Origin of the sequence: Pseudoalteromonas sp. R3 (genome assembly GCF_004014715.1) — a bacterium.
In the GTDB taxonomy this organism is placed as follows: Bacteria; Pseudomonadota; Gammaproteobacteria; order Enterobacterales; family Alteromonadaceae; genus Pseudoalteromonas.
The window spans coordinates 120430-144452 of the sequence record NZ_CP034834.1; the positions used below are offsets into that span (position 1 = coordinate 120430).

The following is a 24023-nucleotide window of genomic DNA, read 5'->3' on the forward strand; positions in this document are numbered from 1 at the left end:
ATGTTTATACATTATATTGACTTAGCTTGGCGCAGCCTGCGCCAGACACCCTTGGTGACTTTTTTGATGATCTTGGCCATTGCCATCGGTATTGGGGTGACTATGACAACTTTGTCTGTCTATCACATGATGTCTATGGACCCCATCCCCCATAAGAGTGAGCGTTTGTTTTCGTTACAACTACAAACGATGGATGACGGAGAAACCTGGCTAACACCAGATGATATCCCATATCAGCTGACCTACACTGATGCCATCAATCTTGATGCCTTTCCTGGGGATTATCTTAGTGCACCTATGTTGCGTTCTGGCTTTTCTGTTCATCTTAACACAGCATCCAGTAAGCCTTTTATAGAGAATACTCGGGTGACCGGACGTGACTTTTTTACCATGTTTGATTTGACCTTTTTACATGGCAATGTCTGGACTGAAGAGCAAGAACGTGATGCTGCCCCCGTTGTGGTGATCGATGAGGAAATGGCTAAACAACTCTTTGGTAAGACCGATGTAGTGGGGGAGTCGGTGTTCCTTGGTGAGCGTCGTCATGAGGTAGTAGGTGTTACACAAAAGTGGCGCCCCACAATAAAATTCTATGATTTGAACAATGGTAGCTTTGGCAAGGCCGAGAGAATGTTTGCACCGTTTAGCCATGTTAAAGCCTATGATGTCGACACCTGGGGCAACACCAATGGTTGGAAGTTTGAGGAAACCAGAGACTTTAACGATAAAATGAATTCGGAAATGCTTTGGGTTCAATTCTGGGTGCAGCTCGACACGCCGCAACAGCGTCAAGCCTATGGCGATATGCTAATGGCCTACATGCAACAACAACAAAAACTGGGTCGTTTTAACCGAGAAACACTTCAGTACTCGCTACAAGATGTCAACGCCTGGATGAATTACAACGATGTTATCAGTGAAGACAATAAAATTCTGGTTGGCTTGAGCTTTATGTTCCTGGCAGTGTGTGTCGCCAATATTCTTGGGCTACTACTTGCCAAGTTTATGCGCCGAGCACCTGATGTGGGTGTCAGAAGAGCGCTGGGGGCCAGCAAACGACAGGTATTCTATCAGCACCTGGTCGAGGTTGGTGTACTGGGTTTGTTAGGGGGCAGTTTGGGTGTGTTGTTTGCACAACTTGGCCTGCTTGGGGTGCGTCAGACTTACAATTACTACGCCGGGTTAGCCAATATGGATTGGATGATGCTATTGAGTGCCCCAGCACTTGCAATTTCTGCCTGTATTTTGGCAGGGCTTTATCCTGCATGGCTCGTTTGTCGAACTACTCCTGCCACACACTTGAAAGTGCAATAGAAGGAACGCTATATGTTTGAATTAAAACCAACTATTAACGCGCTGATGCGTTCAAAATTAGGTGCTGTATTGCTGATCCTTCAGCTCGCTATTACCCTGGCCATTGTTAGCAATGCCGTTTCTATTATCCAGGACAGGTTAACTTATTTGAATAAAGACACAGGTTACCCGGAAGCTGAGATCTTTAAATTTAATGCGCTGAACTTTGATAAAAACCTTGATTTACTTCAGCAAGTTGAGCTGGATGAGCAAACACTGCGCGACCTCAATGGTGTCATAGATGCGACGGCAGTGAGCTCCGTTGTGCTATCTGGTAGCGGCAGCTCAGGTGGCATGCAGCTCAAACCTGAACCGCAAGAAAGTAAAAGAGTCAACATGGGCTATGTTACCGGTGACGAACATTTGCTAAACACGTTAGGTGTCAAAGTGTCTGAAGGGCGCGATTTTACAGAAGCGGATGTTGTTGTGATTGACGAAAGTGATGCTCGCCCGTCCGTTATTATTGTCAGTCGCTCGTTATCTGATGAGTTGTTTGGTCAAGGCAAGGGGTTGGGAGAGACGCTCTATTGGGGCGCCGACCCACTGACGATAGTCGGTATTGTGGATACAATGGCAAATCAATGGCCAAAAAGTAGCTTTGGCACAAAAACGGCGATGATCCCCATGATCAGAGTCGGCAATTTCCAGAAGTTTTTGGTCCGCACAGCGCCGCAAGACAGGGCACAGGTGATGCGTCAGATTGAAGAGCTTATGCTTGCCAGCCACCGTGAGCGGGTAATTAGTGATGTGACGGGGTTAGATAAGAAAAAAGCCAGATACGATGCCAAAGACGTGCTGATGATGCGCATGCTGATGACCCTGATTGTGGTGCTGGTTATTGTGACTGCATTAGGGGTATTCGGATTATCCACCTTTAATATCAGTAAACGTACTAAGCAAATAGGTACGCGTCGGGCTCTGGGTGCCAGAAAGTCTGCCATTGTGCGCTATTTTGTGGTCGAAAATGCACTCATATGCAGCGTTGGATTGGTACTGGGCGGCGCAGCAGCGGTTTTGCTCGGACAAAAACTGATGAATTGGTATTCCGTGCCTGCACTGAGTTATCACTTCATTGCGACGACTGCCGGATTACTGTTGTTAATGAGTTTACTCTCGGTACTGATGCCTGCGCTACGAGCGGCCAATATATCGCCCAGTATTGCGACACGCAGCGTGTAAATCAGGCCATCATTTGACCAACCAAGGTCCCGGTGAATGCTACCAAGTTGCCGGGGCCTCTTTTATGGTCGGTTCCGTACGATTCGCATTGCGACTACCTGCTGATAATTAAGGGAAACATGTTACACTCAAGGGTACAGGATCGAAGTAATGGGTATGACAGGCCCACACATATAACACGAGCATAATAATGATGAATAAGATACTCGTTGTCGATGATAATCAGGCTGTGCTGGATGCACTTTCACTGCTGCTTGAGCTCCATGACTATCAGGTTGAAACGGCTTTAACTCCCTTTGAAGCGCTGCAGATCGTGCGTTATCAACGCATTTCACTGGTGATCCAGGATATGAACTTTACTGCTGATACGACCTCAGGCGAGGAAGGTAAAGCTTTGTTCCGGGAATTACGAACCATTAATCCTCACTTACCGGTGATCCTAATCACCGCCTGGACCGAGCTGGAAATGGCCATTGAGTTGGTCAAAGCGGGGGCGGCAGACTATCTGGCTAAACCCTGGGACGATCAGAAGTTGTTAACCTCTGTTGCCAACCTGATTGCGCTGGGGCAAGCAAAACAACAAAATGAACAACATGAGCGCATTGCCCAACAGCGTGAAGCATTAAACGCGGGAGCTGATCTGCGTGGTCTGGTTTATCGCAGCGGCGCGATGCAACGGGTCGTGGATATGGCAGTGCAGGTTGCTCGGTCAGATGTTGCCGTACTAATAACCGGAGACAATGGCAGTGGCAAAGAAAAAATTGCCGAGATTATACAGGCAAACTCCCCGCTCAGAGATGCACCTTTTATAAAGGTCAATGCGGGGGCACTGCCACAGGAGCTCATTGAAGCAGAACTATTTGGTGCGCAAGCAGGTGCTTATACTGGTGCAAACAAACAGCGCATTGGACGCTTTGAAGCTGCCGATGGCGGCACCTTGTTTCTCGATGAGATAGGAAATCTGCCTTTGTCCGGACAAATGAAACTATTGAGAGTGCTGCAAACCGGAGAATTTGAACGCCTTGGTTCGGTCGAAACAAAACGAGTAAATGTGCGCGTTATTTCTGCCACGAATGCAGATTTACTGGAGGACATTCGCTGCGGTCGCTTTCGCCAGGATTTATATTACCGGCTTAACGTGATTGAGCTTACTTTACCGCCGCTTAAAGCGCGTAGTGATGATATTCTCCCCCTGATATCTCACTTTCTGCCTGCCAGAGAACTGACCTTGAATGCAGAAAATGCGCTGCTTGGCTATGACTGGCCCGGGAATGTCCGTGAATTAGAAAATGCCTGTAAGCGTGCCGCGGTGCTGAATCCTTGTGGCACGATTGAAGCAGAGGATTTTGGTCTTCAACCGGGTATACAACCTGGAGTAAAACCAGCTCCTGCTCAGGACAGGCAAGAGCCGGATAAAGCTGAGCTGGAAGCAGCAATGCGGCAATTTCAGGGAGTAATAGCAAAAGTTGCCCGGCATTTTGGTATGAGCCGGCAGGCGCTTTATCGCAGGTTGCAAAAGTATGGCATTGATTACTAAATGAAAAATCTCGGATTATCGATGGCTCACAAGCTTTATATAGCGCTGTTCATTGCTGTGGCAACCGCCAGTGTGCCCGTGTTTTTCCTTGTTGAGTGGCAAGTTTGGTTAGCGACAGCTTTGTCTGCAATGTGTGTTGGCATGGTTGTACTGCGTATTCTGACGCGAAAATTATTTGCCGGGCTGCAGGCGCTTGAGAGTGGTTTGCTCAACTTCAAAGACAGCGACTTTTCAACTTTGCTTGCTTATCAGAAAGAGGATGAGTTAGGCAGGCTGTGTCGTTTGTACAATGAAGCGGCACAACAACTCAGAGACGAGAAACAGTGGATTTACCAGCGAGAATTAATGCTGGATAAGGTTTTGCATAGTGCGCCTCAGGCACTGCTGCTGACAGATGATAAGGGTATAGTAGTGTTTTCCAATCACAGTGCAAAAACACTGTTAAACTGCGAGCACAATCTGGAAGGCATGAAGCTCGACAGCCTGGCGCAACAAGCCAGTCCGGCTTTGTATAATGCACTGTCAGGTGAAATGGATGGACTGTTTGAACTCCCGGGTGAGGGGGAAGATAAGCAGACCTGGCATTTGTCTAATGGGGAACTTTTACTCAATAACCAGTTTCACCGTCTGTATATTTTTAAACAACTGACCCGAGAGCTGAACCGTCAGGAAGTGGCGGTATGGAAAAAAGTTATTCGCATCATCAGCCACGAGCTAAACAACTCTCTGGGACCGATTTCTTCTATGCTGCACAGCGGCAAGATTCTGGCAAATAAACTCGAGGATGCAAGACTGGAGCGGGTATTTTCGACCATAGATGAACGGATCCGTCATTTGACTGAGTTTGTTCAGGGATATGGTAAATTTGCCAAGCTTCCCGCGCCGAGGTTACAGCCTGTCGTGTTGTCCGAGCTTCTGACACAACTGCAAACACAATGGCAATTTAATTATTCCCAATCAGGTGTTTTGACGGCGCCTAGACAACTCCTCGCAGATGCTCCTCAACTAGAGCAACTGCTGATTAATTTACTTAAAAATGCGCATGAATCGGGTAGTGAGCTGAGCGCAATAAAAGTTGAAGTCACTTTTCAGACGAAACACGTTTTGCTAAGTGTACTCGATGCAGGGCAGGGGATGAGCGAGCATATTATGGCGAATGCTCTGATCCCTTTTTACTCCACTAAATCTAGTGGCACCGGGCTTGGCCTTGCGCTGTGCCGTGAAATCGTTGAAGCACATCATGGTGATATTCATTTGAAAAATCGCCCACAAGGGGGGCTATGTGTTGAGGTTCGGTTGCCGCTCACGACTGTCTAACTGAGAAGCAGGGCAACCTTGAGTCCTTTCCAACCAGGAGACGGTGTTTGAGGCAATTACAATCGTGCCGGATACGACCAGGCTGGCTGCACTGACCAAGCCGGCACCAGCTAATATCACAGCACAAGCCTCTCCCCGACACTGGCTGACGGTCTGCATTTGTGCGCTGCTGAGCGTCTTCTTTTTCATTATAGTTTTGCACTTAGAGTCGTAATACTGTATCTCCTGAGGAGCAAATAAGCACCCACTCAAAAGCGGCAGGATCAACAGTACAGTGCACACTGTGGTGCGGATAATTCTCATATAGTCCTTAGTGCATCATCATTGTCACGCTACAGTTTGCAGGGATCCGTCGGGCTGGCTTGAACTAGGTAAAAAAATGCACATACTCAAGATATTATAGTATTCACAATTTCAAGACTTGATTATGGTCGATCCACTGCGGCAGGTAAAGCAACTCAGAGTTAAGTTACTGTTACTGTTAGTCATTGTTTTCATAGCACTGGCTGCTTTGATGCCGTTTGTTATTTCCAGCTTAAATGAACGCAATGAGCTGAATACGCATATTCAGTCGATCAAAAAGATCACCAGCGATATTATTTACTACGATGAAGTGCTGACTATGTCAGCGCGTATGTTTACCTTCACTCAAGAAGACAGGTGGTCCAGGCGTTATATCAATATTGCTAACACATTGGATCAGACGCTGCTTGAGGCTGAAGCTTTGGATCCTGTCATAGCGGATGCAATTGCTGCGACCGCCCAGGTCAACACCAAGCTGATTGAAATTGAATCAAAGGCGTTTGCGCTTGCGCGTGCAGGAAAGTTAGCGCAGGCCCGCAGTAGTTTGCTTGATGAGACATATTTTGCACTCAAAGCTCAGTATCAGGCCACGGTTTTTAAAGCGCTCGATAACACCCGAGCACTTAGCGAGACCAAAATGGTTCAGCAAAACCAGCTAAAAACCAACGTGTTGATCTTATCTTTACTTGGGCTGTCTGTGTTATTTTTTGCTTTTATCGCGTATTTGTTCCGTCATAACAAGCAGGCCGATAAGTATATAGAGGAATTACTAACAACACTCAATGACTCCATCGCCAAGCTGAATACCACGTCTAAGGATTTAGAGCAGGCCAGCAAGGCAAAATCTCAGTTACTTGCGAATATGTCCCATGAACTCAGAACGCCTATAAATGGTTTGTATGGTGCACTGCAACTACTACGAAAAGAGCCACAATCAAACGAAGGTACATCGCTTCTCGATACGGCAAGTATGTGTAGCGAGATGCTGTCGGCCCTGGTGAACGATATTCTTGATTTTACACAGATGGAAAAGGGGAAGTTGCAACTTGAGAAGCGCGAGTTTGACTTGCGCAGAGTAAGTAAAACCATTGAACATATTTTTAGCCATGAGTGCGAGCAGAAAAAGCTCAGGTTTAATTGTACATTCAACGTGGAAAGCCCACGGAGACTGGGCGACGAATTACGCCTTAAGCAGGTGCTGGTCAATCTACTCAGTAATGCTGTTAAATTTACACAGCAGGGGCGCATTTCGCTTTCTTTTACTGCTACGTCAGATTCACCGTGGTTAGACATTGTAATCAGTGACACAGGGTCGGGTATTAAAGAAGAGGTACTTAGTAAGTTATTTAAACACTTTGAGCAGGGAGATGCCTCTGCAACACGGCTTTACAGTGGCGTTGGACTGGGTCTTGCGATCGTCAAATCGCTGCTAGATGCAATGCGCGGAACAATTAATATCACCAGTCAACCTGGAAGTGGCACCAGTGTCGAGCTGTCCTTGCCTTTGGCATTGCCTGAAAAAACCACGAAGGAGGCTGACGAAGAGGGTGAGTCAGAGCCACAAAAAGCAGACGATGCCGCTTTGTTGCAAGGCTTATCCATTCTGATTGTAGAAGACAACGCTGTAAACCAAATAATCCTTCAGAAAATGTTGGTTAGTCAGGGAGCAAAAACGGCATTGGCGGTAAACGGTCAGGAAGCGATAGATAAAATGTCAGCAGATATTCAATTGGTATTGATGGATATTCAAATGCCAGTTATGGGTGGCGTTGAGGCATTTCAGGAGATAAGGTCGCAATGGCCCGTTGTGCCAGTGATTGCGGTGACAGCGAATGTGTTTGAGAGCGATATCTCGCACTATGCCAGATTAGGCTTTGACGGAGTGGTCGCAAAGCCGATATCGCAATCGGCACTGACAGACACGATTCTCTCTAATTGTGCCTGAATATATTGACTGAAGGCTTTGCACACTGCGCACAGCTTACTCCCGGCTGGCTATTTTATTGGCGATTGCAATACTGGCCTGCTCAACCAGATCTAACACCAGCTCAAACCCGTCTGCGCCGCCGTAATACGGATCGGGTACTTCGTGATGTTCTTGTTCGGCGTATCGTAAAAACAGTGCCAGTTTATGCAGGTAGTGCTCGGGACATCTGGATTGAAGGTCGACCAGGTTTTGCTCATCAGCGCACAAGATCAAATCAAAATGTTCGAAGTCCTGTGGCTTAACAGGTCTGGCTCTGATAGATGACAGATCATAACCACGCTTATTGGCCGCTGCTGCGCTGCGTTTGTCGGGTGGGTTGCCCTGATGGTAGGCTATGGTACCTGCTGAATCGACCTCCAGGTTCAGACCTTGCTGGGCTGCTGTCTGCCTTAATACAGCCTCCATGGTAGGAGAGCGGCAAATATTGCCCATGCAAACTACTAACACCTTGACTGGTGTACTGAAGTATAAAGAGTTACTCATAGAAGGGATCCTTTTGCTAAAAGTCAGGGTTGTCAGATAATGACAACCCCAAGTGATTCCATAGTATCAGATTTTTAAGTCGGTATTACAGACTCTCATGAGGGCCGAATACTTCATACAAAATACGTGACTCATCCACTCCCAGAGTAAGTAACTGCTGCTTGATGTTTGCCATAAAAGGCGTGGGCCCGCACAAGTAGAACTCTCCATTTTCAAGCGGCAGGGCGGGACTCAGCGGGGCTAACACCATGCGGCCCGAACTGGACTTTTCTGAGGTCGCACCTGTGGCTCCTTCTTCAATCCAGGTTCTGGTTGTCAGAGTCGGCAGACTGCTGGCAGCCTGTGCAAGTTCATCGCTAAAACTCAGTTGCGAGGGTGAGCGACAAGCATGTAAGAAATGCAGTTGTGCAGAAAAGCTGCGTTCAGCCAGTGTGTGTAGCATAGCCATCATGGGAGTGATCCCGACCCCGGCACTGATCAGTACCTTAGGTATATCAGTTTGTTTTAGTAAGAAATCTCCTGCTACAGGCATAATGTCGAGTTCAGCACCTTCAGGCAGCGAGTGCAGATAACCTGATACCAGATTATCTCGTTTTACACTGATACGATATGAGCGGTTATTAGATGCATGAGACAGTGAATACTGGCGGATCTGGCGGTTGTCTTCTGTTGGGATAGAGCAACAAACAGCCAGGTATTGTCCTGCCTGATAGGGCATTACAGCCTGCTCATCGCATGGGACCAGATAAAAGCTTTTAACCAACTCTGATTCCTTCACAATTTTACTGATATAAAAACGACGGGTACCCCGCCAACCACCGTGCAATTGCTCGGCCTGCCGATAGATGCCTTCTTCTTGTGTAATAAACAGGTCGGCCAGGAAGGCGTAAGCTTCTGCCCAGGCTTGTTCTATGTCGGCGTTGAATTGCTCAGGGAATTTCTCTCGTAAGGTTGCAAGCAGGTGTTCCCCGACAATGGGGTAGTGATGTGGCGCAATGCCAAGGCTGGTATGTTTGTGATTGATCCGGGCTATCGCGCTGCTCAGTACCTCGGGTTGATCGATATAGGTTGCGTAGGCAGCCAGTGCATTGAACAGGGCGAACTGCTGCTTGCCTGAGCGTTGATTACTGAGATTAAAGACATCAAGTAACTCAGGGTTATGAGCGAACATACGCTGATAAAAGTGTTCAGTGACCTCGACTCCGGCATCGGCCAGCAGTGGCAGAGATTGTTTAACCAGGGTGATTGTTCGTTGAGAAAGCATAAAAAACTCCTAATGATGCCGCCTCACTCAGAAGCGGTAAAAATAACGCCAGATGGCGCGAAAAGCACGAGAATTTGAGATACTAACCGCGGCGCCCGTCCAGACGTTTTCGTACCAGTATGGGTGCATAAATAAAGGCGAACAGTGCGAAGCTGGTTGACCAAATTAGTGCGCTAATTTGCCAGGCCAGATGCGGGCCGACATACGCAGGCAACAGGCTTCTGATCAGGGCGCTGATCAGGCACAGGATAAAAGCGACCGAAATGAGCGGGTGAGGTGTTAAAGGGCGGGCAGTATGACCCAGTGCTACCCGCGCCATCATGGCCAGGATCATCATGCCCATACCACCTATGGTGATCAAATGTAGCGCGTCTTTGGCCAGCCAGCTGCTACCCAGATAGGCTGCACCAAAACCAATCAGGCCTGTCGCCATCGACAGGTAGGCCAAGTATAAAGACCATAACAAGGGCACGGTAAACAGGCGTGCCTGAAACCAAAAACTTGCACGCAACATATGCAGTAAGCCCGCCAGTATCAAAAGGTACCCGGGGACAATGGGTTGTTGAAGAAAGTGGTGGGCAAAAAATCCGCACATCCCAAGTACTGAGACAAGTAATAGTGCCTTGTCCAGTCGGGGAGTGCGCTGTTGATGAGGCAGCCCCAGACCGCGGGATATAAAGAAAGGTACAACGCGACCGCCCAGTATACTGATCAACAGTGTAAAGCCGAGTACTGTCATCTGGCTGAGCAGGCCTGCCAGTTCATACGCATGTTGGTCCAGTACTACGATAAACACCATGTTCAGGGTCGCCAAAAGTGCTAGCACGGGCACAAACAAGTAGTTGTTGCTGTTGTGGACCTGCAGGACAACCCAGGTAAAATGACAGATACTGATCAGCCAAAATAAGCCCTGCAAAATAATCAGCCATAACAGAGGTTGTGCAGACCAGATCCCTGCTACTCTGGCACAGGCCCAAACTACGCATAGTCCAAGTAAAGGCCAGCTATTTAGAGTGCTGACCCCGGTCCAGTTCCTGGCTGCGGTAAATAAAAAGCCGATGGCGATTGCACTGGCAAAACCGAACAGCATCTCATGGGCGTGCCAGAGTGTTGCCGGGAAAGTGCCTGGCCAGCTTAGATAGCCGCTCAGTATGGCAAACCAGGCGATCATCGCCGCACAGGCCCACAGACTGCCAAGTAAAAATAACGGTCTGAATGCCAGCATGAGTAATGGCGCATGTTTTGGTTGATACCATTTTGCTGAATGTTGCACGGGCTCTTCCAGGTTAAGCAAGTTCATCAGCGTACCTCCTGGCCAAGGTTATATTGGCAAAAACAGCGAACGACATAACTCACTTTCAGGGTTGTTGCGAATATAATGGTGCTGATGTGTGCCACAATTTGTGTCGACAAAGACAAATACTGGTCAAAGCTATAACTGGCCATAATGGCAAACATAAAGCCAATCAGGCTCAATAACAGACATTGGTTGGCATAAGGAAGTGCACGGCGATAGTGTTTCATAATAACCCTTATAAGCTCAGTGAATCGAACTAACTGATACAGAGATACTTATAAGGGCACAAAATGTGCCAATATTAATTTAATTAAAAAACAAATAGATAGGTATTTATTATTGTATGTGTGAGTCAAAATGACCTACACTGTCAAGGTCTTATAAACTTATATAGGTCATTTTGACTTGGATCAGAGAACGCTATCACACTTACTCGGTATCAGTACCGAACTGACCCACCAACTTCCCAGGCTGGATGAGGGGGATTTGGGAGCTTTTAGTCAGTCGCTTGTCCTCGCGCTCCAGAGTATCATTACAGCAGATGCCACCGCGGTGTTGCGGTGCGAGCAAGGAATGGCTTATCCACTGGCATGCTCAGGTCTCGCGCCCGAAGCCATGGGCAGGCGATTTGTAATCGAAGATCACCCAAGACTGGCCGCAATAGCAACGGCTAACCAGCCGCAGGTTTTTGCAGCGGATTGTCAGTTGCCAGATCCCTATGATGGTTTACTGATGGCCAGAGCCGGCACTTTGCCTGTACACGCCTGTATGGGGTTTTCGCTTTATCAGGGAGACAATTTGCTTGGTATGGTCACCTTTGACAGCCTCACCCCGAGTGCATTTGAGCAAGTCGCAGTGCCTATGTTAGGTATGTTGCAGTCTTTAGTAGCTGCACATTTTGCAACGGCACTGACCCTGTCCTCGTTAGCCGAGCGGGCTCGTCATGGCATGGCAATGCTCAGAGAGATCAGTCACCAGAGTTACACTATGGTGGGTGAGAGTGCAGTTATGCAGCGACTTAAACAGGACATCGATTTAGTTGCTAACTCAGAGTTAAGCGTACTCATTCAGGGAGAAACAGGCACAGGTAAGGAGCTGGTTGCACGGCGTATTCATGAACATTCGTCGCGCTCTCAAGGGCCATTTGTGCAGGTTAACTGTGCCTCTTTGAGCGAAAATCTGGCTGAAAGTGAGTTTTTTGGTCATCGCAAAGGCGCATTTACCGGCGCTGACAGGCACCGGGAAGGTAAGTTTCTGGTCGCCCATGGCGGCACTTTGTTTCTTGATGAAATTGGCGAGCTCCCCTTAAGTATGCAAAGTAAATTACTCAGGGCGTTACAAAGTGGTGAAATCCAGCCGGTTGGTACAGACAAGCCGCAATATGTGGATGTGAGGATCGTGGCGGCAACGAACCGAAATCTGCGCCATGAGGTTGAGGCGGGGCGCTTTCGTGCTGACTTATATCACCGCTTAAGCGTGTTTCCAATACAAGTTCCCCCATTAAGGGAGCGGGCGCAGGATATCGTATCGCTTGCCGGCTTTTTTGTTGAACAACTCCGCAAAAAGCTGGGTGTGCGTCAGCTGGTTTTGTCTGATGCTTTTATGAATCAACTTAATCAGCATGACTGGCCGGGCAATGTACGTGAACTGGAACATGTGCTGAGCCGGGCTGCGTTGAAAGCGAAGCACGCAGCTTGGGATCAGGATATCGTGCTGGTCGATGTCGTGCATGGTGTACAGCGGGAAAGCGGCTCATCAGGCCCAAGTAGCGCCAGCAACGAGCGAATATCTCTGCAACTGTCCGACGAGCAAACGTTAAAGGCGGCGACTGAGTCATTTCAGAAACAACTGATCATAACCAGGCTACAAGCCAATGACCTCAATTGGGCTGCAACGGCGCGTGAACTAGCCGTTGACCGAGCTAACCTGGTGCGCCTTGCAAAACGATTGGGCATCAAAACGGTGAAAACGCTCAATTAAGCCGTTAAGTTTTTTTCGTTAAATTGGAACAGGCTGAGGCGCTGATGACTTGGAGTCATCGCTGTGCTCACGCTATCGGAGTAGTAACTTACCTGAGTACGGCCTGATAGCGGGGATTTGTTAGAATTAAGTACTTAGATGAAGACTGTTATTCGCAATAAAAATTGTTCTTACTAAGTTTATAAGTTGTTTATTTTAAAAGGATATATTAAGAAATTTATTAGTTTTAATCGGTCTTGCTAAGTTGCAATTTTGTTCTAGGGTTATAGAGCGTCTAACTATTCCTTATTGAGGGGGCCCTATGCAGGGTAGCAAGCAAGTAATAGCAGCACTAAATCAGGTATTAACACTCGAGCTGACGTCTATTAACCAATACTTTCTGCATGCACGCATGTGGAAAAACTGGGGCATTGAGGAGCTGAACGAGAAAGCCTATAAGAAATCAATAAAAGACATGAAGCAGGCCGATGACTTAATTGAGCGGATCCTATTTTTGGAAGGCCTGCCTAATCTACAACACCTCGAAAAGCTTCGCATTGGTGAACATACAGAAGAAATGCTCAGTTGCGATATGGCATTTGAAATGGAGCAGTTGCCAGTATTGCGCAGTGCAATTGAGCTGTGTGAAAAAGAGCAAGACTATGTCAGTCGTGAGTTGCTGGAGGATATCCTTGAATATGAGGAAGAGTATGTCGATTGGCTGGAAACTCAGCAATTCCTCATCAAAAACTGCGGCATAGAAAACTATCTGCAATCACAAATTGAGGAGTAAGACATGCAAGGTTCTCAAAAAGTAATCGATTTACTCAACAAACAGCTGACCTTAGAACTATCGTCAATGGATCAATATTTGGCTCATTCAAAAATGTACGAAGATTGGGGACTGTCGAGGTTGCATCACAAGTTGGCCCATGAATACGAGGAAGAGTTGGATCATGCAAAGCGTATTACTGAACGCATTTTGTTCTTAGAAGGCACACCAGATACCGCATCCAGGGCCCCCATCAAAGTAGGCGGAAATGTACAGGAAATGCTCGAAAACGACTTGGCCGCAGAAATAACGGTCAAAGATCATCTGAAAAAAGTGATCGCTGTGTGTGAAGAAGAGCAGGACTATGTATCGCGCGAAATGCTGGAGGCGCTGCTTGATGATACAGAAATGGATCACATCTACTGGCTGGAGCAGCACTTGGGACTTATCAAGTTAGTGGGCTTGCCTAATTACATCCAGAGTCAGATGTCTGGTGGCGATCCAACCTGATGAGATAATAGTAAACCAATCCAAAGGAGGCATCGCCTCCTTTTTTAATGTATGTGCTCAGTGCCAGCAGGCTTGCCAAAGCAACGATTCGCATAGATACTTGCCGCCATCATGTATTAGCAAGATATCCGGTACGGAGAAATATAATGGAGAGACAGGTCGCCTGCTTGGTTGAAGCATGCCAACAGTTAGGGCTGAGACACGAGTGTATTGATCGTGAGCAAAACCTGGTACGGGTCTATTTTAATCACGGGGTTGAGTATTTTGAACTAAACAAAACTCCCTTTAACTGCGAATCTATTTACGGTATATGCAGGGACAAAATGCACTCTTATCAGGCTTTTAGTCAAGCTGTAACAATGCCGGAAACCTTGTCTTTTCTGGATCCGAATGTACCTCAGGAGTACAGGCATTATCTGGAATATCAAAGCATGGACGAAATCCTTGAAGCCACAGAGGCTAACTTTGGCTACCCAGTGGTAGTGAAAAGCAACAGTGGGGCATTGGGCATCAATGTGCACCTGTGTGAGGACAGAGCATCACTCAGAGTTGCTTACAGTGAAATATTCAACCCTCAGTCGAAACATTATGACTACCTGGCGCTGGCGCAAGCTTATGTTAAAAACAAAGCTGAGTATCGCCTTGTTTGTGGGTATGGCGAACCGTTGCTGGCATATAAAAGGGGGATGGCACAAACGTTTAATGTTCGGTACTGGGAGAAGAATGAAGTCGCGACACTGGAACAGGATGAGGCACTGCTCAAAACCTTGTTTGAGTTTGTCAAACCAGTCTTTGAATTAGCTAATATTGGGTTTGTTGGCTTTGACATTATTCTGGGTCAGGACGATTGTTTTTACCTGATTGAGCTGAATTCTTCGCCTAAGTTTAATCATCTGATTATAGATAACCCAGAACTTGGTCCAAGTGCTGTCACTGGTATGTACAAAAAGATGCTACAAAAGCTGAATAACCGAGCTGCTTGAGGCTAAACTGGTGGTAACACCATAATCTGGCGATGCGATAATGAAATGGTTAAAGGACATTGATAGCAGTTTTGACAAGTTACTGACCGATTGTTACCAAAGGCGTGAAATGGAGATGGAACTCCATGTTAACAAACTCCGCTTTTATGGATTAATGGCTTTATTTATTACAGAGCTGGTTATCGGCTTGTATAGTATCGGGTGGGACAGCACTCTGATAGCCGTTGACTTGGGTACACTTGCGGTTATCGCCCTGCGGTGCGCGTTGGTAATGCACTGGGCAACGTCAGAGCGTTATAAACCCTGGCTTAAGTATGTCTCTATTCTGTTCGATTATGCGATTATTTTGGCAGTTTCTTTCGAAATTGAATCGCTGGATTTGATAAAGCACCTTTTACAGGATCTTCATAAAACCGAATTCGAGCTCATGCTGGTGAGCGTGTTACTGCTTTTTAATATTATGAGTGCGTTTCGCCAGGGCAAACTAATCATCTACTTTTCCACTTTGTGCTGCTTGGTTACTGGAACTTTGGTACTGGAGCACAGCCACACCGCACGTGCTATTGAGATCCATGAGCAAGTTATTATCGTTTGCTCCGGATTTCTGGCCTGGTCATTGTCGAGTTATATTACGGGAACCTATACCAAGTTGCGTCATCGCGAACGCTTGCTGCGTTACTTGCCTGAGCAATTGGTGAAAGCGGTCGAACGAGGTGAGGTGGACATTGAGCCTGGAGGGGAAAAGCGGGATGTCACGGTGCTGATGGCTGATATTCGGGGGTTCACCAGAATGTGTGAGCAGCATGATCCGGAAGTGATAACACGATTACTGAATCGCTATTTTTCTCGTATGAGCAGTGTCATTTTTTCCCATCAGGGTATGGTAGATAAGTTTATAGGTGACGCCATTATGGCTGTATTTGGTACTCCTCAGAAAGAAGAAAATAATGCTCGAAATGCAATAGAAGCAGCGCGTGAAATGTTGCAGGCACTGGATCAGTTAAATAAGGAATTTAGCGCTGATGGCCTGCCGGAAATCAAGATTGGAATTGGCATTCATAGTGGCGATGCAATTGCTGGCAATGTGGGTAGCAGCAGTTGTATGGACTATACCGTCATAGGCGACACAGTGAATGTAGCTGCGCGCATAGAGAGCAAAACAAAGGAACTGAAACACCCAATATTGATCAGTGAACAAAGCGTCCAGCAATCAAAACTGACACAACTTAAACGTGTTGCTATGGTTGAACTGAGTGGTCGCAGTCAGCCTATTGAGGTTTATCATTTTCCCGACTAAAAAAGATTAACAGGGTGTTGCGCTAAGCAATCTTTTTGAAATAGTCTAACTTTAAATAATCAGTTACTTAACACGCATGTAATTATGGTACAGACCCTGTTGGTTTTGTCTTTCTTCATTGTCAGTCTCAATGTACTGGCCAATACAGCCGGATCCAAGGTACTGCGTATTTATCACGACTCTGATTACAGTAGTCATAGTGCGTCAGCAGAAGCGATGAAAATGGGCTTCAAAAGCGCCCTGAGTGAACGAAACTTTGAAGTTCAGGGCTTTAAACTGCAGTTTATCGAAAAGGATCATAGGGGAAATAGTAATCGCAGTTTACTGGCCATGCGGCGCTTTTTACAAGATGACCGTGCTTTAATAATGCTAGGTGGACTGCATTCTCCTCCTTATATAAAGCACAGAGAGTTTATAAATCAGCAGGGAATACTTCTGCTGGTGCCTTGGGCAGCAGGTGGGCCGATCACGCGTTACCCTGATGCAAATAACTGGGTATTTCGGTTGTCGATTGACGACACTAAAGCGGGCCTGAGAATGGTCGAGTTTGCCAAGCAGAAGCAGTGTCGCTCTCCACATATGTTGCTTGAGCGCACGCCCTGGGGAAAGTCTAACTATCAAACCATCTCCAGAGCGCTCGGCAAGTCTGAGCCACCAGTCACTTGGTTTAACTGGAATATGAAAATGAATGCGACCAAAATAATGCTTCGGGAGATTGCTGCCAGCGGCCACGATTGCATACTCTTTGTTGGTAATGCTTTGGAAGGAAAAGAACTAGTTAAAGCACTTGCACAGACTCCTAAAGCACAACGTCCGGCAATTATTAGCCACTGGGGCATCACAGGCGGTAATTTTTTTGCTCAGGTAGCGGAGCAATTGCGCTCCGGCATCGATTTACATTTTCTGCAAAGCTGTTTCTCATTTCAACAAAGACCCCATTCTGAGTTTGCCGCTCAGGTTTGGGCAAAAATAATGGCAGCCTATCCTGAAAAAGTAGTCAATGGCCAGTTTATCCAGTCACCAGCGGGCTTTATTCATGGCTATGACTTAGGCAGGGTATTTCTTGCTGCACTTGATCAGGTTGCATTGCGTGGAGATATGAAGCATGACAGAGCTGCGTTGCGTGATGCGCTTGAGCACTTACAAAAGCCTATTCAGGGTCTTATAAAGCAGTATCAACGGCCTTTTTCTCCCTGGACTAAGGAGCATCCCGATGCACATGAAGCTTTAGGTTTGGAAGATATATGTATGGCCAGCTACAACACTGATGGCAGCATCAAGGTGCTAGAAAATCAATGAATAATAATAACGCGGTGAACTCACTATTTAAAATGAGCTCTGATAAGGCCTTTTATGCATTTTTGCTGTGTAGCCTGATACTGTCCGTTTCTTTGAGTCTGGTGATGCTTAGCAATCATGCCGATACAGCCATTCGGCAGGTACAAACGGAAGTGCGTCAGACTGAAGCGCGCCTGGGGGTCAGTAATCTGGGGCAATTTTTACGCACCCGGCTGGTACTGCTCAAAGATTTGGCGCAATACCCTGTTCTGGCCAATGGGGTTATGGGCTCGGATATTTCTCGTGCCTCTTTGTCTGATTTTCTGGGGGAGTACAGGATCCTTGGGAAAAAGGAGCCTCTGTCTCTGTATAATGTGCTTGGCGAGCCGGTATATCGCAGTGGCCAGTTGTCACTGGTTGCCGGTGAAGAAAGTGACTGGCTGGAACAGCTATTAGATGGACGATTACCGCATGCGGTGATGTTACAGCGTGATGCTCAGTTGTTCAGTTTCGTTATCGCAGTGCCCATTGAGTACAATGGCTTTACTGAGGGGGTGCTGGTTGCAGAGTTTGATACCGATTTAGCAAACCTGCTGGCACTGGATTTGAGCAATCAGGCGCAGGCAGTTGAATTGTCAGGGCAATGGGTCGATTACAGTAATGCAGCTACTGATGCGGAGTATGATGTACTGCACAATACGCAGATGCCAGGCACAGACATTCATGTCAGCCTGATGATCAGTCAGTCAACCATAGATGATAGCGTCTTTGCCTTTATTGTTGAACTCGGCCAGGCCATTTTTATCGGTCTGTCATTGTCTTTTTTGCTCCTGCTGTTCTTTGGGCGCCAACTGCTCCTAAACCCATTTAAACGTTTACAAACCTCTGAGCAAATGATTAAAAAAGCGAAGAGCGATTTAAGTTAGCCATAGAGGGGAGCCACGATGGTATCTGGGATTGGGATATCGAAAGTGGCGACGTTTTCTATTCACCAAGATATAGAGAATTACTGGGCTATAGTCCAACCGACCACAAGGGGTTTCCTGACCGCTTTGAAGTGCTTGAGCACCACTTACACCCAAAAGACAAAAGTGCGACTTTTTCAGCATTACAAGATCATTTGAATGGTAAAGGTGGGTTTGACGTCGAGTTTCGCTTGCGTACCCGACAGAACGATTATCGCTACTTTCGTGCAAAGGGCTTGGCGCTGCGTAATGAATCAGGAAAGGCGATACGTATGTCGGGCTCTTTGACTGATATTACGGATCAGAAAATGTATCAGGAAGCATTAAGCCAGGCAAAGGAGCACAATGATCTGCTGGCGTATGCAATTGAGTCTTGCGATGTTGGCATCATCATTTCGGATGCAAAAGAGCAGGGGTTACCGCTGGCCTTTATAAACAGTGCCTTTACAACTATAACGGGTTACGGCGAAGAAGTATTGGGCACTAACTGCAAGTTCCTGCAGGGAAAAGAAACGGCACAAGAAGCCGTAGACAGTATGGTTGAGGCGATAAAGAATCGTAAAGCACATCGTACCGTGATCCTGAATTATACGAAACAAGGTAAGCCTTTTTGGAATAACCTGCATATCGCGCCTGTGAGTAATGACAGGGAAGAGTTGGTTGCCTATGTAGGAATTATTCAGGATATTTCTGAGGACATAGCTCAGGAGAGAGCTCTGGCAGATGCTAAAAGCCAGGCTGAGCAAGCCAGCCGGGCCAAAAGTGAGTTCCTGGCATCAATGAGCCATGAAATCCGTACACCTATGAACGGTGTTTTGGGTATGCTCAATTTATTGCTGAGCAACGAACTGGATGAGCAGCAAACACACCGGGTTAAGTTAGCCATGAGTAGCGCAAACTCACTCCTCAACCTTATCAATGACATACTTGATTTTTCAAAAGTAGATGCTGGTAAGCTGGAGCTGGAGATGCTTGACTTTGACTTACGGGGCATGTTTGAAGATTTTGCGGAGTCAGCAGCTTTACAAGCTCAGTGTAAAGGCCTGGAGCTTGTGCTGGATACCCTGGATATTGAACAAAGTATGGCCAAAGGTGATCCAGGCAGGATCAGACAAATCCTCGCCAATTTGGTAGGGAATGCAATTAAATTTACAGAGCAGGGCGAAGTTATCATTCAGGGCAAGCTGAGTGAACTGGATAATAATGAGCTGTGCCTCGAATGTGCCATTACAGATACGGGGATTGGCATACCTAAAGCGAAAAGTGCCGCTCTGTTTGATTCTTTTTCCCAGGTTGACTCGTCAACAACACGCAAGTACGGCGGTACAGGTCTTGGTCTTGCTATTGTCAGGAAGCTTTGCCAGCTCATGGGGGGCGATGTTTGGGTTGAGAGTGTCGAGGGAGAAGGAAGCACCTTTAAGTTTCGAGTTTTGCTAGAAAAAAGCGAACAATCAAAGCAAATACTGCCCGATCTGGATATGTCCAAGCTTGAGTTGCTGGTGGTCGATGACAATCAGACCAATCGCACTGTACTGGGTCAACAATTGCGTCACTGGGGAGCACAGGTCTTTGAGTCCTCATCTGGTATTGCTGCGCTAGCCGAGTGTGAGAAACGCTTTCACGACGGACAACGAAAAATGTTTGATATTGCGTTGCTGGATATGCAGATGCCCAACATGGATGGCGCACAGTTGGGTAAAACTATCAAAGAGGACAAACGTTTCAAGGATATCAAGCTTATTATGATGACCTCAATCGGTCACCAGGGCGATGCGTCATATTTCGCGGATTTAGGCTTCTCTGGGTATTTTCCCAAACCCGCAACGACGGAAGATCTGTTCAATGCTCTTTCAGTGGTAGCAGATGACGGTGAAGCGTTGGCAAATGCCAAACCGCTGGTTACGACGCATTACCTTAAGAGTATGAAGGATCCACATCAGGATACGACAAGGGTGAAATGGTTGCCAAAACCGCGTATCTTATTAGCTGAGGATAACCAGGTAAATCAGATAGTAACAGTAAGCATGTTACAAAAGCTGGACATTGAATATGTTGATGTCGTAAGCGATGGTAATGAGGCATTGCGTAACCTGAGAGAATATCAGCACTCAGAAGCGTATTCATTGGTACTGATGGATTGTCAGATGCCAGAAATGGATGGTTTCCATGCGACCAAAGCCATTCGAAAAGGACAGGCGGGTAAGTCAAATACAGATATTACCATAGTGGCGCTTACGGCCAATGCCATGGTCGGCGATGAGAAAAAATGTCTTGAAGCTGGAATGAATGACTACCTGAGCAAGCCAGTATCCATTGAGGCGTTGCTGAGCTGCCTGAAAAAGCATCTGAACTATGAGCCTATCTTAGTCGAAGAATAATAAAATAAAGCCAGTCCATTGCTGAAATTGAGTAAACGAAGCTGCATTAATCACCCTGGATGATTAAGTTGTACAGCTAAGCAACTGCGACAAACAGAAAATAATAATATCTGAGTTGGACTGGCGTAATAAGCTGTAGGGAGCTAGATGAAGATTTATTAGGTAATCTCTTTTGTTTTTCTTGCGTTTTTCATGCTTTCCTTTGGATACTTTAAGAAAGACGCGATTGCCTGTGAATTGATAGGTGTTGCTCAGTTTTATGAAGTGTCGCCCAATCTATATGTTGATAAAAGTATTGATAACTTACAGCAAGATAAGCTAGCTAATGCTATAGAGTCTGCTGTAAGAAGAGTCTCTGATATCTATGGAGCGCCCGTATCTCATCCTAGAATTATTGCCACTGCTGAAGCTAAATATGCAAAGTTTGGATTCAACCCAACAGGTATGCAGATTTCTGGTTTCTTTAGAGAATGCATATTTCTCGGCCCGAAAGGACTAAATACAGACGTTGTGGCTCATGAGCTCGTTCATTCGGAAGTCAGGCACAGAACAAGTCTGATGGTTGAACTAACTCAGCTACCAGCCTGGTTTATTGAAGGTACCGGGATCTGGGTAGACTATCGAGCACCATTCTTATTAGAAAATATAGAGGTGACAAGTGAGGATATCACTCAGATTAAATCAGTGTTTTACCTCAGTGACTTCCCAAATACTAACGTAAAGTACTATCAGGCATCGCTCATGGCTGTTAAACCTATGAACCCAAAGAATATGTATAATGCTCTGGCAAGGTTAAATAATGGAGAACAGTTTGAGGTCGTTTTTAAAGAGCTTTTATAGCAGTTCCCCAGGTTTGAAATGCCATTTGCTCAGCAGAGTAATTGAACCACGCCGATATTATTCAGGGTAGAGTGTGTATGTTAAAAGCGTTACCAGAGAAGTATTATCTCACTCACTTTCATGAACTGCAGCGGTTTATTGTAAAAACCAGCTTTCATCTACTGACTCCAATGCAGCAGAAACTGTTTACAAAACTAGGAACTCTGGATGAGGAGTGCTTATGTTTATTGCTGAGGATCATTAACCGCAAGCGTACGTATGTGACCAGAGCACAGCTGAATTACGCAGAAATCAAGGATACAGACGCCGCCCTGAATGTGCTGCGAAATGAAGAGTTGGTTCAATCAGCGCAAGATAAGGGGGCTGATGTTCTGTTAGAAGAGCTCACTAAGGAACAGTTGCAATGCTTAGCGTCTGAATTGATAGCGTCAGGTACAGTCTCCTCTAATACTCCGGTCAAATCCGCTAAAAAAGCGCTATGGGTTGAGTTTGTTTACGCACTGAGTACAAACGTGACTCTTTCTGAAACCTCGGTATTTCGTACTCACCTGTTCGCGCCAGTCAAAGCTGACTTTGAATATTGGTTGTTTTTATTCTTTGGAAAACTGGGCGGTACTTTGCAACAGTTTTCATTGCGCGATTTGGGGGTGATGCAAACACGTCAGGGTGTATCGGCGGGTAACGCACACTTTTCAGAGCTGACGGAGGCGCAAAGTGCCTACTTTTATGTTTGTCAAAGCAAGCACTTGAATAGTCTAAGTTTAGACGACAAAGTGCTATTAGCTAAACAGATCCATCAAGAGCAAGTACCAGCGGCCGAGGGGCTCATGGCTCAGGCCAGACGGGATGAATTGACGCATAAGCTGGCTTGTCAGTTGGAGGCGGATGAACCTGAACTTGCAACGGTGATGCTTAAGATCAGTAACCATCCGAAGGCACAGGAAAAATACATTCGTATTTTGTACTCAACAGGTAACCACGAAGCTTGTTTGGCTCAGCTAGAAGAGGTACTGACCAGTCCACAAAACGAAGAGCTATTGATATTTGCCGAGGATTTTTCAGCGCTGAAATTCACCACCAAGCGTACCTCTGTATTGACAGACATACTACGTCAAAGCGGCCCTGCTATCGCATTGGACGAAGCCTATGTTGGTTATCCTGAAATGGGGGCTATTGCCTGGTATCACCGCCAGGGGAGCAAAGCTTATCATGGAGAAAACCAGTTCTGGCGTATGTTATTTGTTTTGGTTTTTTGGCCTGCGTTATACGAATCGACATCCAGTGCACCCAGTAATGAGTTTGACTTAACCCCAAAAAGCTTAAAATACAATCAGTTTTATGAAGTGCATAGCGAACAGATAGAGCAGATCCTAGAGAAAATTACAGATAATCAAAGTTTATTCGACTGGTTGCTGCGTCAGGCCAGCGCACATTTCGGCAAACCGAATCGGCTGGTCTTCTGGCATAGATCCACATTAGACCTCTTATTGGGGGTGGCCCGATTGATCTCGATTACGGCACTCAAAACACATCTGATCGCCATGTGTAAAGACTTTAAAATGCTTAAAGATGGTTACCCTGACCTGATATGTATTCATGGCAGCGAGGTTTCACTTGTTGAAATTAAAGCACCAGGAGATAGTCTCAGGCGCAATCAGTTGGTGACAATAAGGCGTCTTATTGAGTCGGGCTTTAAGGTTGATATTCAGCAGGTATGTTGGCAGATTGCACCACAACAGGCCTATGTTGTCGTTGATGTCGAAACCACAGGAGGCAAGAAAGAGTTTGATCGTATTACCGAAATAGCTATGGTCAGGGTTGTTAATGGCAAAGAGGTAAAACGCTGGCAAAGCCTGATTAACCCATCGCGGCGGATCCCAAAATACATCACTGAGTTAACCGGCATTAGCAACGAAATGGTTGCCGATGCCCCGCGTTTTTCTGAAATTGCACAGCAAGTCGAAGATTTTATGCAAGATGCCATTTTTGTTGCCCATAATGTCAACTTTGATATGGGGTTTATCAAAGCTGAATTTGCCCGAATTGAACAGGTTTTTCAAAAACCAAAGTTATGTACCGTGCAACTGGGTAGAAAATGGCTGCCAGGTTTGAAATCTTACGCCCTAAACAAAGTCTGTGCAGAGCTGGGAATTACACTGACTCAGCACCACAGAGCGATGGCCGACGCCGAGGCAACGGCTCAGTTATTTATACTGATCAATAAAGTCAGAATGGAAAACCAGAAATAACGGCTCGATGAGCAGGGATTATGTGAGTACGCTTGAGAAGTGAGTTCAACAGACGATGAGGGCATTCATTGT

The 24023-nt window shown here is 46.4% G+C and carries 19 protein-coding genes; 15 read left to right on the forward strand and 4 right to left on the reverse strand.

What is annotated here, in order from left to right:
• From ELR70_RS00410 to ELR70_RS00430, 5 genes are all read left to right on the forward strand, one after another.
• Nucleotides 1-1314, forward strand: a complete 1314-nt coding sequence (locus tag ELR70_RS00410) for an ABC transporter permease (protein WP_054013324.1) — start codon at nucleotides 1-3, stop codon at nucleotides 1312-1314.
• Nucleotides 1315-1326: 12 nt separating this feature from the next.
• On the forward strand, nucleotides 1327-2532 hold the full coding sequence (locus tag ELR70_RS00415; RefSeq protein ID WP_054013323.1) for an FtsX-like permease family protein: 1206 nt from the start codon (nucleotides 1327-1329) through the stop codon (nucleotides 2530-2532).
• A gap of 193 nt (nucleotides 2533-2725) precedes the next feature.
• Nucleotides 2726-4069 carry a sigma-54 dependent transcriptional regulator gene (locus tag ELR70_RS00420; protein ID WP_054013322.1) on the forward strand — a complete coding sequence of 448 codons (1344 nt, stop codon included), beginning with the start codon at nucleotides 2726-2728 and terminating at the stop codon, nucleotides 4067-4069.
• The gene (locus ELR70_RS00425; protein ID WP_054013321.1) at nucleotides 4070-5386 is read left to right on the forward strand and encodes an ATP-binding protein; all 1317 of its coding nucleotides are present in this window, start codon (nucleotides 4070-4072) and stop codon (nucleotides 5384-5386) included.
• A 427-nt stretch (nucleotides 5387-5813) separates the two neighbouring features.
• Nucleotides 5814-7634: an ATP-binding protein gene (locus ELR70_RS00430; RefSeq protein WP_054013320.1), complete on the forward strand. Its 1821-nt coding sequence runs from the start codon at nucleotides 5814-5816 to the stop codon at nucleotides 7632-7634.
• A gap of 36 nt (nucleotides 7635-7670) precedes the next feature.
• Here ELR70_RS00430 and ELR70_RS00435 read toward each other — a convergent pair whose 3' ends face one another.
• From ELR70_RS00435 to ELR70_RS00450, 4 genes are all read right to left on the reverse strand, one after another.
• Nucleotides 7671-8159 (reverse strand): low molecular weight protein-tyrosine-phosphatase, encoded by a 489-nt coding sequence (locus tag ELR70_RS00435; RefSeq protein WP_054013319.1) that lies wholly within the window; start codon nucleotides 8157-8159, stop codon nucleotides 7671-7673.
• A gap of 85 nt (nucleotides 8160-8244) precedes the next feature.
• Nucleotides 8245-9423, reverse strand: coding sequence for an NO-inducible flavohemoprotein (gene hmpA, locus ELR70_RS00440; RefSeq protein ID WP_054013318.1), 1179 nt, complete (start codon nucleotides 9421-9423; stop codon nucleotides 8245-8247).
• An 82-nt stretch (nucleotides 9424-9505) separates the two neighbouring features.
• A complete protein-coding gene (locus tag ELR70_RS00445; RefSeq protein ID WP_054013317.1) occupies nucleotides 9506-10723 on the reverse strand; it encodes an NnrS family protein in 1218 nt (405 codons plus the stop codon).
• The gene (locus ELR70_RS00450; protein ID WP_054013316.1) at nucleotides 10723-10947 is read right to left on the reverse strand and encodes a hypothetical protein; all 225 of its coding nucleotides are present in this window, start codon (nucleotides 10945-10947) and stop codon (nucleotides 10723-10725) included. The genes ELR70_RS00445 and ELR70_RS00450 overlap by 1 nt, the downstream gene beginning before the upstream one ends.
• Before the next feature lie 178 nt (nucleotides 10948-11125).
• Here ELR70_RS00450 and norR point away from each other — a divergent pair, with 178 nt between their 5' ends.
• From norR to ELR70_RS00495, 10 genes are all read left to right on the forward strand, one after another.
• A complete protein-coding gene (gene norR, locus ELR70_RS00455; RefSeq protein WP_054013315.1) occupies nucleotides 11126-12700 on the forward strand; it encodes a nitric oxide reductase transcriptional regulator NorR in 1575 nt (524 codons plus the stop codon).
• A gap of 301 nt (nucleotides 12701-13001) precedes the next feature.
• Complete coding sequence (gene bfr, locus ELR70_RS00460) at nucleotides 13002-13472, forward strand: bacterioferritin (protein ID WP_054013314.1); 471 nt, start codon at nucleotides 13002-13004, stop codon at nucleotides 13470-13472.
• A gap of 3 nt (nucleotides 13473-13475) precedes the next feature.
• Nucleotides 13476-13961 carry a bacterioferritin gene (gene bfr / locus ELR70_RS00465; RefSeq protein ID WP_054013313.1) on the forward strand — a complete coding sequence of 162 codons (486 nt, stop codon included), beginning with the start codon at nucleotides 13476-13478 and terminating at the stop codon, nucleotides 13959-13961.
• Between the two features lie 146 nt (nucleotides 13962-14107).
• Entirely contained in the window at nucleotides 14108-14944 is an 837-nt protein-coding gene (locus ELR70_RS00470; protein ID WP_054013312.1) for a hypothetical protein, read from the forward strand.
• Between the two features lie 40 nt (nucleotides 14945-14984).
• A complete protein-coding gene (locus tag ELR70_RS00475; protein WP_054013311.1) occupies nucleotides 14985-16241 on the forward strand; it encodes an adenylate/guanylate cyclase domain-containing protein in 1257 nt (418 codons plus the stop codon).
• Between the two features lie 84 nt (nucleotides 16242-16325).
• On the forward strand, nucleotides 16326-17540 hold the full coding sequence (locus ELR70_RS00480) for an ABC transporter substrate-binding protein (protein ID WP_054013310.1): 1215 nt from the start codon (nucleotides 16326-16328) through the stop codon (nucleotides 17538-17540).
• Entirely contained in the window at nucleotides 17537-18445 is a 909-nt protein-coding gene (locus ELR70_RS25140; protein WP_241566289.1) for a hypothetical protein, read from the forward strand. The genes ELR70_RS00480 and ELR70_RS25140 overlap by 4 nt, the downstream gene beginning before the upstream one ends.
• A 38-nt stretch (nucleotides 18446-18483) precedes the next feature.
• Nucleotides 18484-20862 carry a PAS domain-containing hybrid sensor histidine kinase/response regulator gene (locus ELR70_RS00485; protein WP_241566307.1) on the forward strand — a complete coding sequence of 793 codons (2379 nt, stop codon included), beginning with the start codon at nucleotides 18484-18486 and terminating at the stop codon, nucleotides 20860-20862.
• Between the two features lie 192 nt (nucleotides 20863-21054).
• The gene (locus tag ELR70_RS00490) at nucleotides 21055-21702 is read left to right on the forward strand and encodes a hypothetical protein (RefSeq protein WP_235577032.1); all 648 of its coding nucleotides are present in this window, start codon (nucleotides 21055-21057) and stop codon (nucleotides 21700-21702) included.
• Nucleotides 21703-21779: 77 nt separating this feature from the next.
• Nucleotides 21780-23951, forward strand: coding sequence for an exonuclease domain-containing protein (locus ELR70_RS00495; RefSeq protein WP_054013309.1), 2172 nt, complete (start codon nucleotides 21780-21782; stop codon nucleotides 23949-23951).
• Nucleotides 23952-24023: the final 72 nt, after the last annotated feature.

Bases quoted from the DNA above. Each gene is read 5' to 3' on its own strand.
- ELR70_RS00410 (WP_054013324.1), top strand. From the start codon at position 1: ATGTTTATACATTATATTGACTTAGCTTGGCGCAGCCTGCGCCAGACA.
- ELR70_RS00415 (WP_054013323.1), top strand. From the start codon at position 1,327: ATGTTTGAATTAAAACCAACTATTAACGCGCTGATGCGTTCAAAATTA.
- ELR70_RS00420 (WP_054013322.1), top strand. From the start codon at position 2,726: ATGAATAAGATACTCGTTGTCGATGATAATCAGGCTGTGCTGGATGCA.
- ELR70_RS00425 (WP_054013321.1), top strand. From the start codon at position 4,070: ATGAAAAATCTCGGATTATCGATGGCTCACAAGCTTTATATAGCGCTG.
- ELR70_RS00430 (WP_054013320.1), top strand. From the start codon at position 5,814: ATGGTCGATCCACTGCGGCAGGTAAAGCAACTCAGAGTTAAGTTACTG.
- ELR70_RS00435 (WP_054013319.1), bottom strand. From the start codon at position 8,159: ATGAGTAACTCTTTATACTTCAGTACACCAGTCAAGGTGTTAGTAGTT.
- hmpA (WP_054013318.1), bottom strand. From the start codon at position 9,423: ATGCTTTCTCAACGAACAATCACCCTGGTTAAACAATCTCTGCCACTG.
- ELR70_RS00445 (WP_054013317.1), bottom strand. From the start codon at position 10,723: ATGAACTTGCTTAACCTGGAAGAGCCCGTGCAACATTCAGCAAAATGG.
- ELR70_RS00450 (WP_054013316.1), bottom strand. From the start codon at position 10,947: ATGAAACACTATCGCCGTGCACTTCCTTATGCCAACCAATGTCTGTTA.
- bfr (WP_054013314.1), top strand. From the start codon at position 13,002: ATGCAGGGTAGCAAGCAAGTAATAGCAGCACTAAATCAGGTATTAACA.
- bfr (WP_054013313.1), top strand. From the start codon at position 13,476: ATGCAAGGTTCTCAAAAAGTAATCGATTTACTCAACAAACAGCTGACC.
- ELR70_RS00470 (WP_054013312.1), top strand. From the start codon at position 14,108: ATGGAGAGACAGGTCGCCTGCTTGGTTGAAGCATGCCAACAGTTAGGG.
- ELR70_RS00475 (WP_054013311.1), top strand. From the start codon at position 14,985: ATGAAATGGTTAAAGGACATTGATAGCAGTTTTGACAAGTTACTGACC.
- ELR70_RS00480 (WP_054013310.1), top strand. From the start codon at position 16,326: ATGGTACAGACCCTGTTGGTTTTGTCTTTCTTCATTGTCAGTCTCAAT.
- ELR70_RS25140 (WP_241566289.1), top strand. From the start codon at position 17,537: ATGAATAATAATAACGCGGTGAACTCACTATTTAAAATGAGCTCTGAT.
- ELR70_RS00490 (WP_235577032.1), top strand. From the start codon at position 21,055: ATGCTTTCCTTTGGATACTTTAAGAAAGACGCGATTGCCTGTGAATTG.
- ELR70_RS00495 (WP_054013309.1), top strand. From the start codon at position 21,780: ATGTTAAAAGCGTTACCAGAGAAGTATTATCTCACTCACTTTCATGAA.